This window comes from Neobacillus solisequens (assembly GCF_051233465.1).
Classification (GTDB): Bacteria; Bacillota; Bacilli; order Bacillales; family Cytobacillaceae; genus Neobacillus.
In genome coordinates this window covers 103,591-118,756 of record NZ_JBKFGJ010000018.1, presented here as the reverse complement: position 1 = coordinate 118,756, position 15,166 = coordinate 103,591, and the positions used below count along the sequence as shown (strand labels likewise).

Here is a 15,166-nt window from a genome sequence, read left to right as displayed (position 1 = left end):
ACATTCACACAAGAAAATGCCCAAAGGGTCTACAAATAGACCCTTTGGGCATTTTCTAACTATTCCTCTAATAAGAGAAAGACCAGATCATTTTCTACAGAGGTTTGATAAGTTTTCACGCATCCATGATCTGGTGATTGAACCCTTCCGTCATGTAAGTTGATTTTCCAATCATGCATCGGACAGAAAACAAATTCGCTGCTTACGATCCCCTCGCTTAAAACACCACCTTTGTGGGGACAACGATTTTCTATAGCCCTTATTCTTCCATTTGATAATTTAAACAGGGCTATTTCCTTTTCTCCAATGTAAACTATTTTTCCTATTCGTTCTTTAAGTTCATCGTTGGAGCAAACAGGTAGCCTAACAACGTTTTTGTTTATCATTCTCCTTTTCCTCCTTCAGTGTTCCAAATCTAAGAAAAGAACATACTATTAAACATTTGTTCTTTCACTCTATTATTTTCGATGATTTCCTTCCAAGGATCTTTTAGGACCGACAAGGCTTTTTCCATTCTACCGTATAGCGCCTTTCGTTTTTCCCTATCATCAAGTGTGGCACGGATATAATCAAGACCAACCCGCTCGATCCATGCCGAGGTTCGTTCTAAATAGTTTGCCGTTTCCCGATAATACTGAAGGTACGCAGCCGTGATTTCCATTACTTCTTCGACTGTTTTAACTTTATATAATAAATCTCCCCCACGTACATGAGTTCCACCATTTCCGCCAACATAAATTTCCCAACCACCTTCAATTCCGATAAAACCAATATCCTTAAAACCAGACTCAGCACAGCTTCTCGGACATGCTGAAACGGCCATTTTTACTTTATGAGGAGTTTGCAGTCCCTCAAATTTCTTTTCAAGGAGAATTCCTAAACTCATAGAATCTTGGGTGCCAAAGCGGCAATACTGCTCTCCTACACAAGTTTTTACCGTTCTAAGGGATTTTCCATAAGCAAAGCCAGAGGGCATGTCTAAGTCCTCCCATACCTTTGGCAAATCTTCTTTTTTGACGCCTAATAAATCAATGCGCTGCCCTCCAGTTACTTTTACTAATGGAATGTCATATTTATCAACAACATCGGCAATCCGCCGTAAATCAGTTGAATTTGTTACCCCGCCATACATTCTCGGTACGACAGAGTACGTTCCATCTTTTTGAATATTGGCATGCATTCGCTCATTCACAAACTTTGATTCTCGTTCATCCTGATATTCTTCTGGATAGACCATTCCCAAATAGTAGTTAAGTGCCGGCCTACATTTAGAACAGCCTTCCTCATTGTTCCAACCAAGAACAAACATTACTTCTTTAACGGTCGACAATCTTTTAGCTTTTATTTCTTCAATTACCTCATCACGAGTTAACCTGGTACAGCCGCATATTGCTTCTTTTTGAGGATTCGCCATGTAGGACTTTCCAAGTGTTAGGTCCAGCGCTTCTCCAACTAGCTGCTTGCATCCTCCGCAAGAACGGGATGCACTCGTACATGCCTTGATCTCCTCAAGTGATGAACAGCCTTGCTGACGGATGGCCTGAACGATCGTCCCTTTTGTAACGCCATTGCACCCGCAGATGATTTCCTCGTCACTCATCAAGGCAACCTGGCTTTTACCAGATTCGATTTCGCTTGATTGTAAAATGGATACTTTTGCCCTGTCAGATATATCTGCTTTCTTTTGAATCAAAGAAAATAACCGATTTCCATCACTGCTGTCCCCAAACATGACTGCACCAACAATTTTGTTTCCCCGTAACACAATCTTCTTATAAATACCCTCTTGTTCATCAAATACTTTTAGGGATTTTTTATCTTCACCTTCCATGAAATCCCCTGCAGAAAATACTTCAACACCGGAAACCTTCAGCTGTGTTGATGATACCGACCCTTGATACGGATTTGTTTCAACACCACAAATATGTTTCGCCAATACTTTGCCTTGTTCATATAGTGGGGCCACCAGTCCATAGACCATGCCATTATGTTCCGCACATTCTCCAACAGCATAAACATGAGGTAAATCTGTTTCCATAAAATCATTGACTACAATTCCGCGATTAACGCCTATTCCACTTTCCCTTGCTACTTCGGAATTTGGCTTTATTCCAACCGCCATAACTATCAGGTCTGCTTCCAGTGAAGTTCCATCACTAAACAGTAATCCTTTTACCCGTTGATCCCCGTAGATTTCTTGGGTTTGTTTTTCTAAATAAAATGACATACCCTGCTTTTCCAACTCATCTTGCAGTAATCTTCCAGCTGTCGGATCTAGCTGTCGTTCCATTAAATATGGCCCCAAATGGATGACCGAAACATCCATCCCCAGATTAATGAGTCCCATCGCTGCTTCCAGACCAAGAAGACCACCTCCAATAACGGCAGCTTTCTTATACTTTTTTGATGCGGCAAGCATCACTTCTGTATCTCCTATATCACGAAAGGTAGTTACCCCTTTCTTGTCGACACCATGGATTGGAGGAAGAAACGGCAAGGACCCGGTTGCCAGAATCAATTCATCATACGGTTCAACTCTCCCACTATTTGTGATCACCGTTTTTTTCAAAGAATTGATTTTCGTTACGGTTTCACCTGTAATCAATTCAATTCCGTTCTCTTGGTACCAGCCCCAATCATTAAGTGTAATATCCGTCACTTCCATATCCCCCTGCAGAACCTTTGAAAGGAGAATTCGGTTATAATTCGGATGGGGCTCGTTTCCAATGATCGTGATCTCAAATGAATCCCTAGCGAGCTTTAAGATTTCCTCAATCGTTCTGACACCCGCCATTCCATTGCCAACCAGAATTAACTTTTTCCTCTCCATTGTAGTCCCACCCCTTAGTAAGTTTATTCACAAACTATAGCACAGGTAAAAATGAAATTTTCGAAACATGTCAGGTATTCTTACGTATTTTTTTAATTTTCAAAAAACAATAATAAAAACCAGGACCAATTGGCCAGGGTTTTTATTATATTGGTGTATTTCTAACTAGGGGTCTAACATTGACAGCGGTCATTTTAAACCCCGGCATTTTGCAAAATGGGTCTAATTCACTTGAAACCAAAAGATTAACATTTTGAGTGTCAGCCCAATGAAATGGAACAAACACAGTATCTTTTCGAATTCCATCCGTATATCGGCTTCTGACTATAATACTTCCATTTTTGGAGCTAATTTTTACTAATGCCTTGTCAGAAAGGTTATATTTCATCGCCGTTTCTGGATGAATTTCCATAAAGGCTTCTCCATTACGGGCCACCAATGACGGGCTTTTTCTCGTTTGAACACCTGTGAGGTAGTGTGCTAATACCCTGCCGGTTGTTAAAAATATAGGATATTCAAAATTGGGTTGTTCTTTTGGAACATTTTGATGGTTCGGTACGATGATCATTTTTGCCCTCCCATCCTCGTGAGCAAAACGGGTTTCAAACAGTCGCTTTGTTCCCGTGTGGACAAGGTCCGGGCACGGCCAAAGAATACCGCCTGTAGTTCTTATTCGATCGTAGGTGATACCATAGTAATCTGATTGTCCCCCTCGGCTTGCTACCCTTAATTCATTAAAAATTTCTTCAGGTGATGAAAAAGCAAAATACTCACCTTTTCCAAGAGCTCTTGCAATTTCACATATGATTTGCCAATCATGCTTTACTTCTCCGGGACATGGATAGGTAGCTTCCCGTAAGGTTACTCTTCCTTCCACATTCGTTAACGTCCCCTCATCCTCTAAATAGGAGGATGCTGGCAAAATTAAATCGGCTAACTTGGCTGTTTCCGAAATAAATAAATCTACAGCAACGAAAAATTTTAATTTTTTTATCGCCTTTTTGACAAAATGGGCATTGGGACTAGAGACGATTGGGTTTGAGCACATTAAAAATAAGCCAGTGATTTCACCCTCATCCATTTTCTCGAATATTTCAACTGCAGATACCCCTTTTCTTGGCAACTCATCCTTCTCAACTCCCCATACTTCTGCAATATAGCTTCGATCATCCTCATTTTCAATTAAGCGATAACCAGGCAGTTGATCTGCTTTTTGACCGTGTTCTCTTGCTCCTTGTCCATTACTTTGTCCTGTAATGGCTCCATAACCGCAAAAAGGCTTGCCAATTTTACCGGTTGAAAGCAAAATATTCAGATAACCGCGCACCCCCATGGTCCCATCTGTCTGTTGTTCCACGCCTCTTGCCGTTAATATCATTCCAGTTTTGGCTTTACCAAACATCAAAGCAGCTTTTCTAATTTCCTCACCTGCAACACCGGTCACTTTTTCAATTTCTCTCATCTCTATAGCTGAAATATATTCTTTTACCTCATCAAAGCCATTTACACGATTCTTTATAAACCCTTCATCCACAATACCTTCTTCCAAAATGACCTTTAATAACCCATTTGCCAACGCTGCATCCTTACCCGGTTTAAGCTTAATATGCAAGTCAGCCATTTTGGTAGTCGGTGTTTCCCTTGGGTCTATCACTATAATAGAAGCTCCATTTTTTTGAGCATTTTTAAAATATGGCATTATGGTTGGTTGGCATTCAGCAAGATTGGTCCCAGCCAAAATGATACATTCAGTGAAAGGTATTTCATCAAGGCTGTTTGTAAATCCCCTATCGATTCCAAAAGTTAATTTGGCTGCAGTCGCAGCTGCAGACATGCAATACCGGCCATTATAATCAATGTACTTCGTTTTCAGGGCTACTCTTGCAAATTTCCCCAATAAATAGGCTTCTTCATTGGTAAGGGAGGCACTCCCATACACAGCAATGCTGTGATTGCCATCCACTTTCTGAATGTCGGTAAAATGTTGTTTAATCTGACACAATGCATCTTCCCAGGAAATTCGAACAAACTCTCCATTTACCTTTAACAATGGGTATTTTAGACGTTCTTTGCTAAAGACATGTTGATGGGCATACATGCCCTTGATACACATTCTGCCTTCACTGCATGGGTTTTTTTGGCCAGTTACCTTGTATTTTGTTTCATCGCCCGAAGATTGCTCTACTAATTTGAGTTTGCATTGCATACTGCAAAACGGACATTGCGTATGAAAGGTTTGTTCTGTAACTACCTCGTGAGTATTTTCATGTTCGACCAATACAGAATTTTGTTGATCCACTGATACACCCCCTAAGATTCCTCCATTATTCCACACGATTTCAAAAAAGAAATTAAACTTGTCATATTTGCTGACGCAGTAAATTCACTTTGCATCCTTCTCGATACAAAACTGGTTACGAAAAAGAGTGTAAGGTTCTTTAACACAATTGCTGACAGACAAATTAAAAGTGATTACTCTTTGTTTGACAAAGGAAGAAAAAGTGTAGGTGAAAGGAGCAAAGTGGATGAAACTATCAGACTTTCGAAAGAGTGGGCATGCCCCATCATTATTAGCATCATTTTTATATTTTGATGTCAGCTTCATGATTTGGGTTTTGCTTGGAGCATTAGGGGTATACATTACCAAGGATTTTAACCTTTCACCCTCGCAAAAAGGATTCATTGTGGCTGTCCCTATATTAAGCGGATCCATTTTTCGATTAATTCTTGGCTACTTAACAGATCGAATCGGGCCTCGAAAAACGGCAATTGGTGGTATGGTTGTCACTACTGCTCCGTTAGTTTGGGCATTGTTATTCGGGCATTCATTAACGGAATTGTATTTGATTGGCATCCTCCTTGGCGTTTCAGGTGCAAGTTTTGCTGCTGCCATTCCTATGGCAAGCCGATGGTATCCGCCCCACTTACAGGGATTAGCCATGGGGATTGCTGGAGCGGGTAACAGTGGGACACTTCTCGCGACCTTATTTGGTCCACGTCTTGCTGAGCAGTACGGGTGGCACAATGTGGTTGGAATGGCAATCATCCCCTTGATCATCGTTTTTATGATCTATGTTTTTCTTGCAAAAGATCCGCCTCTTCAAACACAGCCAAAAACGATTGGTCAATATTTCAACGTTTTTAAACGAAAAGATACTTGGTTTTTTTGCTTTTTTTATAGTGTAACTTTTGGCGGTTTTGTCGGCTTAACGAGTTTTCTAAGCATCTTTTTTGTGGATCAATATAGTTTATCCAAAGTAACTGCGGGTGACTTTGTCACACTTTGCGTGGCTGCAGGAAGTTTTTTTCGACCTGTTGGCGGATTTATTGCGGACCGGATTGGTGGTGTTCGCCTTCTCACTTTTTTATTTTTAGGAGTAGCTATTACCATGTTTGGGGTGGGTCTGCTTCCATCTTTAATGACGGTTACCTTCATGTTATTTTTGGGGATGTTTAGCCTTGGGATGGGGAACGGGGCAGTCTTTCAAATCGTTCCGCAGCGATTTAAACAAGAAATAGGATTTATTACAGGAATTGTAGGGGCTGCTGGAGGAGTTGGAGGCTTTTTAATCCCCAATTTACTAGGATCATTAAAACAACTCACCGGAACATACGCTACTGGATTTTTTTTATATGCTGGTATTGCTGTGGCAGCGTTAATGATGTTAGGTATTGCCCATCACTCATGGCAATGGCAAAAGCGTGGGCAACACCACAGTTATCTATTAGATTCAAAAAAAATATAACAAACACGTGGAGCCAATCGAACAAAATCGGTTGGCTCCATTCATTGAACTCCAATTTTACATATTTTTTACACCCACTTCATTAGTTCTTAAATTCTTAATCCTATAATGAGGATGTAAATTCAATTAAAAGGAGTATGTAAAAAATGTACTTAAAAATGCTGACCCAAAACAGACAGATTACGATTGATTATTTTAATAATGGTGCTTTGAATACTCTGAAAGGCCGTGTTTATTCCTTAAACTTAAAGGAACAGCTTCTTTCGTTAAAAGATGAAAATAAAGTTGTACACAGCATCCGTTTATCACGGATCAAACAAATTATATAATACTTCAAAAAAGGAGAGAGTGGATATGGAATTATTATTTAGATTATTTATATGGACTACATTTTTGACACTTAGTCCTTTTTAAAGCGATTGGACTAAAATAAAAAGTTCACCTCTTTATTTTTTAGAAATGACGTTTGAATGATACAATCATGCACCAAAGCGGTAATATATTAAAATATATGTTGCCAAAACAAAAATAAAATTTAGAAACACAAATATAAATTGATCTGTCTTAGTTTTATGGATTTTAATGGGAGGAGTATAGAATGAAACTCCCTCAATAATAAAGATAATTAAAACAATATGAATCATAAAATGACCAATCACTTCAGTTACTCCAAATAACATGGTGGTCAAGACAAAAATAATGGTTACCACTAATCCAAGCACTCTATTTAAAATACCCACCACAAGTAAATATCCCACTACAAATTCAATAAATGCTGCCATAGTAATGAAAACAGTAGGTTCAAATCCGAATGTTGGTACATGATGGTGGATTACGATATCAAGAGACATATCCGGATAAACCCATTTTTCTACTGCCACCCAGCATAAGGATAATCCTGTCCCGAGATATAAAAATGGAAAACCGACTTTTTCAAACTTGGTATTTCCAACTAGTAAAACTCCGATAATGGCTACGTAAAATCCATAATCGAGCATATAGAAGATTCCGTGTTGCATGGTAATATAAATAAAAATGCCCAACAATACCAGTGCTCCCGCTTTTGTTGCCAAATGGTGTGGAATGAGCAAACAAACAACTGCCAACCATGTTAGGATGACAATGATGGATTGGGTAACATGCAACTCAGGGGCAAAAATAGTACCATTACTAATTTGGATTATTAATGCTAGCGCTGTACCATACTTTAATAAATATCTGGAGTATTTCCGCAGACCTGAAAGTTTTTGGTCCCAATTTTGCATTAGTTGTGATTCAGCAATCTTTGGTATAAGGAGAGGTAATATTGCTAATACCACGGCTGCAATTAGTGCCAGAAAAATAAACAGAGGCGACAAAATATGCTCAATCGTTTCTTTATGTGGAGCAACATCTGTGAACCATTTCACATGGGCACTAGTAAAAATTGGCGTAATAAATAAACCTACTGCCAAAACAACTATCAATAATTTCTTCATCATCTATACTCCTCATTAAATTAACATCATGTACCTAAATAATATTGTGTGATAATGTAGGGAATTTTTTAAATATCAATAGAACTTTTTTTGAAATTATCACATATTTAATTTGCCCTGATTTTAAAAAATATACCCGACAATAGTCGGGTATATTGAATGATTCTGCGTTTACTCTTCTATTACATTCTCCTTATTAGTCAAATGAATAGAACTAAAATTAGTATGAGGATGGTTTAGCGCTCGAAACCTTCTATATTCATGTTCTAGCTCTGTTAGTGAAAACTCATAAAGAAAATGATCTTCTTTTTCATAAACATCAAATGCAATCAATTTTTCAATTATTTTTCTCCGCTTTTTTTCCACAGCATTCCTAAGTATATTTCCCACCCAAAAACACTCCTTTTCCATCTAGAAATTCATTTCACTTTCCTTAATTATTTATAAATTCATTTAATTTTTTGGTAAGCCCGCCATGACCAAAACGGAGTATTTTTTCTTGGATTTGCCCATGTCTTTCTTCCGTAACAAATTCTAAAAATGCCAACATTTGAATTCTCCGGTTATGAATGTGCACAACCCCATAGTCATAAAACCATTGTTCAATCGTATTATAAACACCTCTATTGATCTGATATTTTTGGTTACACCAAGCAAAAAATTGTAAATCCGGCAAATTGAGATAGTGGCTGGAATCGAAGGAATAGTGTGTTTTTGTAGTAGATAATGGCACCACATTCACCTCTTGAGCTGACATTTATGTCACCCTCCTTCCAGATCCTTCATTGGTTTTGTTTTCTTAATAAGAAACAAAAAGGCTCCGTATACGCGTAAAGCGTAACGAAGCCTTTGGGTTTCCAATCGACTATTTTTCATTTGATTGTATTACCTAAATATTACTCCAATTAAACCAATAAGTAAAGTGTGAATTAAATATTTTTTCTGATTTTTTGACGACCACTTATACCATACACTGAGCTCGGGCTATTTGCATTGCGTTTTCTACGTCAAAAGGGTTTTTCTTAAGGTTTTTTTAAAGTTTCTATTATAGATTTGTAATATTCATCTAGTAAAGTAAAGAGGGTAAAACCATTGAATGGCAATAAAAATCGAATCTGGAGGTGTTCATAAATATGGATTCCTCTAAAAAAAGGAGTCTTTATTTTGACAACGCTAAATTTATTTTGATATTTTTGGTGGTCTTTGGACATGTTATTAGTCCATTAAAAGACAACAATGAGATTCTTTTTACACTATATTCAGTTATTTTTCTTTTTCATATGCCAGCCTTTATATTTATATCTGGGTATTTCTCAAAAGGATTTCATAAAAAGGGTAATTTTATAAAAACAGTTAAGAGAGTCCTGATACCCTATTTGATTTTCCAGTTCGTCTATTCTATTTTTTATTATGTGTTGGGGCAAGAATCCACACTTAAAATTGACCTTTTACACCCCCACTGGACATTATGGTTCTTACTAAGTTTGTTCTATTGGAATCTTTTTCTATATGCTTTCTCAAAATTAAAATGGGTTGGATTAGGTATAGCAGTTTTCATCGGTATCGGGATTGGCTATTTTGACCAGATAGGCAGTTATCTTTCGCTCTCAAGAACATTTGTGTTTTTTCCGTATTTCCTCTTTGGATTTTTATTGGATTCCAAGCATTTGAAGGTAGTTAAAAAAGTAAAGCATTCCACTATTATTGGATTTACAGTCCTTCTTATTACCATGGTATTGTTTGCTTTCCTTTTTCCGAAGGATGCCATTCCGTGGCTACTGGGTGATACTTCTTATGCTAATTTAGATGTAAAAGGAATTGGACTTACAAATGGGATTATTCGTGCATCGCAATATATACTAACAGTCATTGTTATGTATGGATTTTTAGCAATGGTACCGACAAAAGGATTTAAAATGACAGACATTGGCCAAAGAACATTATATATCTATCTATTACATGGATTTATCATAAAAACAATCCAAGTTATTATCTCTGACGATACGTTAAATAATCTGGCCAATCAATACCTGATGCTGATTGTATTTTCATTAGGGCTATGTTTATTGTTAGGAAACTATTTTATCCAAAAATATACGCGGCCGTTAATTGAATTAAGAATATAAAATAAAAAAGAGTGGATCCACTCTTTTTTATTTATACCCGTTATTAAAAAATCACATCAACCACAAACACGGCAATCATTATCAATTGAATCAGCACTTTCGCCACGGTTCCGCTTAAAAAGGCAATTAAGACGGCAAACGCCACTTTAACGGATTCGAGGAAGGATTTCTTTTGCACGATTTCAGCCAAAAGCACCAATGCAAAAGGGACGATAATAATTCCAAATGGAGGAATCACAAAGCCGCCAACTATTAACCCAATGGTTGCGGCCCGCTTCCCCCAAATAGACCCCCCCGCTTTATCAACAAAATGGAGGTTTGCTAAATAATCTGCCAAGAATAAAACAATGGTCAATAGCCCAAGCATGGTCCAGGTGATCCAGGAAACTTCATCCGGGTTAATACCAAAATGATATAGAATAACCCCTCCCCATATCAGTAATACTGACGGGATAATTGGATAAATCAAACCAACAAAGCTAAAGACAAAACAAGCAATGATGATGATCCAAAAAATTATTGTCAAATTCTAATCACCTCATTGTTATCATATCCTTTGAAGAGAAAAAAAGCGATGGCATTCACACCATCACTACTGATAACTTACCGCTTGCTGCCCCATTTGAACCCATGAGGCTTCGAAACTGACCCTTGGAACTGACTTGTACGATTGATCTGATAACGGGTCATTTATATATATATATTGATTGTCATAACCAACTACTAACACACTATGCTCTCTATAAGTTATCTGAACACTCCCCGTTTGTGTATTCCAAGTGCTGAATTCGCTTTGAGGGAGCGAGGTAAATCTAGAATTTGTTATAACCCACACAGGAGATCCTTGATTAATCATATTATATACAGAATCTATACCTTTACCCGTTAAATCTATGATTCTACCTGGTAGAAATTTCTCTGCCAAATTTGCAATCGGAGTATGGTAGACTCCATAGCCCTGTTGATCAAACGAGTACATATCCCCTACAAATCCCACATTTGGATTCCCATGCAATCCACTTTGATCACGGAATGGAATTGTATTTATTTCTTTTGCCAAAGTCATTTTATCAACTGAAGCTCCCTCATATTGGAGAAGCATTGCTAGACTGGTTACTTCACATCCCCGCGGTAGTTCAGGCAGCTGTTGGATGTGTGCTACCCCACTAATGACAATTTTTCCGTTCTGATTTAGAACTTGTGTTTTCGTTTGATTTTGGACTTCATTTTCCTGAGTTGCATCTGAATTGGAAACCGTAGTGGAAACCTCTTTTACTTCTAGGATATTTTCTGTATTTTTATCGCTAGAATTCGTTGTTTTTGTTGTAAGATTTGGTTTTTGTGCCTGAACATAGCTTACACTGACCAGGATCCCTATAGTAAATAAAACCGCAAGAACTTTACCTTTCACATTTATGCCTCTCTCACCTTTAATATATTAATAGCATCCTATCACCTCAACCTTAAATAAAACTTAAAAAATATTATGTAAAAAAATTATTTAAAGCCAAGGCTCTGTTGAACATGTATGTTGATTTCCGCTCCAGGCACTTGCGGTTCGTGGGCGTTTCGGCGAGCCTCCTCGGCGCTTGCGCCTGCGGGGTCTCTCCAGAACCGTACTCCCACAGGACATTGAATTGCTTCCTTGACTCCGCCCACGCACGAAGGAAATGCGTTAGCATTTTCGAGGAATCTTCGTGCCTTCCGCTCCTATCAACAGGGTTTAAAATCAACAGTATTCTTTAACATTGCCAAAGCCAAAAAAATACCAGATATCGTTCAAAAACGATATCTGGTATACGCTCTCTAACTATTTTGTTTTCACTGGGACATTACGATGGAGGACATTCTTAGCTGCTTCTATATATTCAGCTACTGCTTTTTTTCGCAGCATCTGGCTTTACTGCCTCCTAGTCAGCTGTTCTTTCCTAAATAGGTGATTTAAGTTGGGTATTTATTAAAATTAATTTATTTTAATAATAATGAGTCCAAAATATTTACTAATGCTTCAATCTCTGGTTTGGATATTTGTGCATTCGCTCCTACACTTTCTCCTTTGTGGCGCAAATCTTCTGTAATTAAAGATGAGAAAATAACCACTGGTAGTTCTTTTAAAATGGCATGGTCTTTCACGCGTTTCGTTAAGTGGAGACCATCCATTTGAGGCATTTCAATATCGGTAATTAAGCAATCAATCTCTTCTAAAACTCGATCACCCTTAGTTTGAACCATTGCTTCAAGGTAATCCCACATTTCTTTCCCATTCGACTTAATGGTAACATGCTGGTATCCTGATTTCTGAATACTAGTTTGAATTAGTTCGATAAGGAACGATGAATCTTCTGCAATCAAAATATGCTTTTTGTCTCTAGCCACTTTTGGTTCTATATTACCAATGCGGGTTTCATTAATACCAGTTGCTGGGTTAATTTCAGTAAGAATTTTCTCAAAGTCCAACAGCAGTGTAATATTATCTTCAAGTTTTACAATCCCTACTACCAAGCTCGCATCATTATGAAATGTATTTGAAGGGGTTTCAATATTCTCCCATGTTAATCGGCGAATCCCATTAACAGTGTCTACCTGGAATGCTACTACCTGCTGATTCATTTCAGTAATAATCCATTTACAAGTACCATCGAATTGGTGGTTTTGCAAACCGAGAACTTTCGATAAATTAATAACAGGAAGAACTCTTCCCCTTAATTCACTGACTCCCATAATATATGGATGAGAAAGAGGAATTGGAGTAAAGGGACGGGCTTCCACTAGTTCTCTTACCTTCAATACATTTATGCCATAGGTGTTTACACCAACTTTAAACTCCATAATGTCCAGCTGATTTGAACCACTTTCTATTTGTTTATGAGTATCCATGACAATCTTTCCTTTCGATCTGCTCTAGTTCACACAAAATATACACTTAATTATTAGGTGTTTTTCTTCCTGGGTCAATCATTTTTGAAAAATATTCTCGAATTATGTCGAATATTTTGTTATATGTATGTAGTTACCTTTTCTTGCGATTGGATTAAATAGGGCTTATAAAAAAGTTCCAGTTTTATGGCTGAGCAATATTGTTACTCATAAAAAATATTCATTAATGTATATCATTCGATCATGATAATGATTTTTATGTATTGATTAAAATGGTAATTATAAACTGACTGAACAGCTCCCCTTTTGCAAAATCTATTTTTGGGTTGATTTTCAACCTAATAAACAAAAAACAAATGGGGGTCTATAGATGGATACAATGCAACATTCACTTACTCACTTGCAAAAAAGCCGACAAATTGCCCAACAATTGATTCAACAAACTCAACAGAGCAATCATCAATACCAGCAAATGCTTCAAAATGAACAACAAAACATCCAAATGATTAATCAAATGTTACAACGGGAACAAATGGCTGTACAGACTATTCAACAAAGTCTGCAAGGCCACGAGATAGCCATTCAAAGATGTAATGAAGTGATTGCTGAATGTAACCGACTTGAACAAGAATTGTCGGGACAATTTGGATTCGGCGGAATCCAACCCCAGCACTTTGTTAATCCAGGTGTGCAAACCACTCATTATCAAGGTTTTCAAAACTCTTCATTTAGACCGCAATAATATCACGATCAGGTATGACCTAGAATTTTTAAACTTTGGTGTAGTTAAAAGGGATTGTCAGGGTTTTAAACCTTGGCAATCCTTTTTTCTTTCATAAATGATCCTTAATTCATTTCTCTTAGTAAAAGATTTCCAATGAGTTATAATGGATGATGAAGTTAGTTTTACGTTTGGAGGGAAAAGCTATGTATCCTAATATTTTAAGACATCCAGGACCAACCCCAATTCCTAAAAAGGTTCAGCTTGCCATGGACCATGACATGATCAGCCATCGAACAGAGGAGTTTGTCCAATTATACCGTGAAACAACTAAACGTGTGAAACCGATATTTGGTACTAATCAAGAAATTTTGTTGATTCCTTCAGGTGGCACGGCTGCATTGGAAGCTGCAGTTGTTAATATCCTGTCCCCAGGTGAAGAAGTAGTTGTTATCACTGTTGGAGCTTTTGGGAACTATTTTGTCTCGATTTGCGAAAAATATGGTTTCAAGGTACATAAGCTGGAGAAAAATTGGGGCGATGCATGCACGGAGGAAGACTTAATTCAATTTCTAAAACCGCTGTCAAATGTTAAAGCTGTTTTTGCCACCTACAATGAGACATCAACAGGAATCCTGAATCCAATCGAAAAATTAGCAGAAGTCGTTCGCACATATTCAGATGCATTATTTATTGTCGATGGCGTTAGTTGTATTGGCGGAGCACCTGCCGAAATGGACAAATGGGGCATTGATATTCTAGTAACCGGTTCTCAAAAAGCAATGATGCTTCCTCCTGGTCTTTCCTTATTAAGCATAAGTGAAAAGGCATGGAGAGTCATTGAGAAGAACCATACATCCTCCTATTACTTGGATTTGTTAAGCTATCGAGATTGGGCTGAAAACGGGATGACTCCTAATACATCTGCTATTTCACTCATTTTCGGCCTATCAGCTGTTTGTGATTTAATTGAAGAAGAAGGCGGGTTTTCACAAACAATCGCCCGTCACGAACTAATGAAGAATATGGTAAGGAGCGCCATGAAAGCACTCTCAATTGGACTCTTAACTAGTGATGAATACGCCTCTCCTACCATAACTGCGATTTGGGCTCCGAAAGGATTGGAACTTCCTTTGTTCCTCAGTCACTTAAAGCAAAAATACTATCTAGACTTTGCCGGTGGCCTCGGACATCTTCAAGGTAAGATTTTCCGTTTTGGTCACATGGGCTACTGCTTCCCTAGTGATATTCTCCAAGCGGTTTCCCTAATTGAAGCCGGTTTGCAGGACTTCAACTACTCATTCGAACCAGGAGTTGGGGTACTTGCAGCACAAAGAGTATTTCTAGACACACATAGAATGTAAGCAAATCTATAAAAACAGGCTCAA

The 15,166-nt window shown here is 37.9% G+C and carries 14 protein-coding genes; 5 read left to right on the top strand and 9 right to left on the bottom strand.

Annotated elements, in window-relative coordinates; translation table 11 throughout:
- Positions 1–59: 59 nt before the first annotated feature.
- The 3 genes from nirD to nasC form a co-directional block, all read right to left on the bottom strand.
- A complete protein-coding gene (gene nirD, locus ACI3K6_RS17180) occupies positions 60–386 on the bottom strand; it encodes a nitrite reductase small subunit NirD (protein WP_435555799.1) in 327 nt (108 codons plus the stop codon).
- Positions 387–415: 29 nt separating this feature from the next.
- Positions 416–2,830, bottom strand: a complete 2,415-nt coding sequence (nirB, locus tag ACI3K6_RS17175; RefSeq protein ID WP_435555798.1) for a nitrite reductase large subunit NirB — start codon at positions 2,828–2,830, stop codon at positions 416–418.
- Positions 2,831–2,975: 145 nt separating this feature from the next.
- Positions 2,976–5,129 (bottom strand): assimilatory nitrate reductase catalytic subunit NasC, encoded by a 2,154-nt coding sequence (gene nasC, locus ACI3K6_RS17170; protein ID WP_435555797.1) that lies wholly within the window; start codon positions 5,127–5,129, stop codon positions 2,976–2,978.
- Between the two features lie 226 nt (positions 5,130–5,355).
- Here nasC and ACI3K6_RS17165 point away from each other — a divergent pair, with 226 nt between their 5' ends.
- Positions 5,356–6,576, top strand: coding sequence for a nitrate/nitrite transporter (locus ACI3K6_RS17165; protein ID WP_435555796.1), 1,221 nt, complete (start codon positions 5,356–5,358; stop codon positions 6,574–6,576).
- A 146-nt stretch (positions 6,577–6,722) separates the two neighbouring features.
- Positions 6,723–6,905: a YolD-like family protein gene (locus tag ACI3K6_RS17160; protein WP_335475092.1), complete on the top strand. Its 183-nt coding sequence runs from the start codon at positions 6,723–6,725 to the stop codon at positions 6,903–6,905.
- Between the two features lie 150 nt (positions 6,906–7,055).
- Here the strand turns inward: ACI3K6_RS17160 and ACI3K6_RS17155 are convergent, their stop codons facing one another.
- From ACI3K6_RS17155 to ACI3K6_RS17145, 3 genes are all read right to left on the bottom strand, one after another.
- The gene (locus tag ACI3K6_RS17155; RefSeq protein ID WP_435555795.1) at positions 7,056–8,054 is read right to left on the bottom strand and encodes a hypothetical protein; all 999 of its coding nucleotides are present in this window, start codon (positions 8,052–8,054) and stop codon (positions 7,056–7,058) included.
- 171 nt (positions 8,055–8,225) lie between these two features.
- Entirely contained in the window at positions 8,226–8,444 is a 219-nt protein-coding gene (locus tag ACI3K6_RS17150) for a Fur-regulated basic protein FbpA (protein ID WP_435555794.1), read from the bottom strand.
- A 43-nt stretch (positions 8,445–8,487) separates the two neighbouring features.
- Complete coding sequence (locus ACI3K6_RS17145; protein ID WP_435555793.1) at positions 8,488–8,811, bottom strand: hypothetical protein; 324 nt, start codon at positions 8,809–8,811, stop codon at positions 8,488–8,490.
- 376 nt (positions 8,812–9,187) lie between these two features.
- Between ACI3K6_RS17145 and ACI3K6_RS17140 the strand changes: the two genes are divergently transcribed.
- On the top strand, positions 9,188–10,180 hold the full coding sequence (locus ACI3K6_RS17140) for an acyltransferase family protein (protein ID WP_435555792.1): 993 nt from the start codon (positions 9,188–9,190) through the stop codon (positions 10,178–10,180).
- Positions 10,181–10,223: 43 nt separating this feature from the next.
- Here the strand turns inward: ACI3K6_RS17140 and ACI3K6_RS17135 are convergent, their stop codons facing one another.
- The 3 genes from ACI3K6_RS17135 to ACI3K6_RS17125 form a co-directional block, all read right to left on the bottom strand.
- Complete coding sequence (locus tag ACI3K6_RS17135; protein ID WP_335480421.1) at positions 10,224–10,706, bottom strand: DUF456 domain-containing protein; 483 nt, start codon at positions 10,704–10,706, stop codon at positions 10,224–10,226.
- 66 nt (positions 10,707–10,772) lie between these two features.
- Positions 10,773–11,591, bottom strand: a complete 819-nt coding sequence (locus ACI3K6_RS17130; protein WP_435555791.1) for a C39 family peptidase — start codon at positions 11,589–11,591, stop codon at positions 10,773–10,775.
- 557 nt (positions 11,592–12,148) lie between these two features.
- Complete coding sequence (locus ACI3K6_RS17125; RefSeq protein ID WP_335477272.1) at positions 12,149–13,057, bottom strand: chemotaxis protein; 909 nt, start codon at positions 13,055–13,057, stop codon at positions 12,149–12,151.
- Positions 13,058–13,427: 370 nt separating this feature from the next.
- Here ACI3K6_RS17125 and ACI3K6_RS17120 point away from each other — a divergent pair, with 370 nt between their 5' ends.
- Both ACI3K6_RS17120 and ACI3K6_RS17115 read left to right on the top strand, forming a co-directional pair.
- Complete coding sequence (locus ACI3K6_RS17120; protein ID WP_435555790.1) at positions 13,428–13,799, top strand: hypothetical protein; 372 nt, start codon at positions 13,428–13,430, stop codon at positions 13,797–13,799.
- Between the two features lie 185 nt (positions 13,800–13,984).
- Complete coding sequence (locus ACI3K6_RS17115; RefSeq protein WP_435555789.1) at positions 13,985–15,142, top strand: pyridoxal-phosphate-dependent aminotransferase family protein; 1,158 nt, start codon at positions 13,985–13,987, stop codon at positions 15,140–15,142.
- Positions 15,143–15,166 lie beyond the last annotated feature (24 nt).

Coding starts and splice junctions, on each gene's coding strand:
- ACI3K6_RS17120 (WP_435555790.1), top strand. CDS start 13,428: ATGGATACAATGCAACATTCACTTACTCACTTGCAAAAAAGCCGACAA.
- ACI3K6_RS17140 (WP_435555792.1), top strand. CDS start 9,188: ATGGATTCCTCTAAAAAAAGGAGTCTTTATTTTGACAACGCTAAATTT.
- ACI3K6_RS17125 (WP_335477272.1), bottom strand. CDS start 13,057: ATGGATACTCATAAACAAATAGAAAGTGGTTCAAATCAGCTGGACATT.
- ACI3K6_RS17160 (WP_335475092.1), top strand. CDS start 6,723: ATGTACTTAAAAATGCTGACCCAAAACAGACAGATTACGATTGATTAT.
- ACI3K6_RS17155 (WP_435555795.1), bottom strand. CDS start 8,054: ATGAAGAAATTATTGATAGTTGTTTTGGCAGTAGGTTTATTTATTACG.
- ACI3K6_RS17165 (WP_435555796.1), top strand. CDS start 5,356: ATGAAACTATCAGACTTTCGAAAGAGTGGGCATGCCCCATCATTATTA.
- nirD (WP_435555799.1), bottom strand. CDS start 386: ATGATAAACAAAAACGTTGTTAGGCTACCTGTTTGCTCCAACGATGAA.
- ACI3K6_RS17115 (WP_435555789.1), top strand. CDS start 13,985: ATGTATCCTAATATTTTAAGACATCCAGGACCAACCCCAATTCCTAAA.
- nirB (WP_435555798.1), bottom strand. CDS start 2,830: ATGGAGAGGAAAAAGTTAATTCTGGTTGGCAATGGAATGGCGGGTGTC.
- ACI3K6_RS17145 (WP_435555793.1), bottom strand. CDS start 8,811: ATGTCAGCTCAAGAGGTGAATGTGGTGCCATTATCTACTACAAAAACA.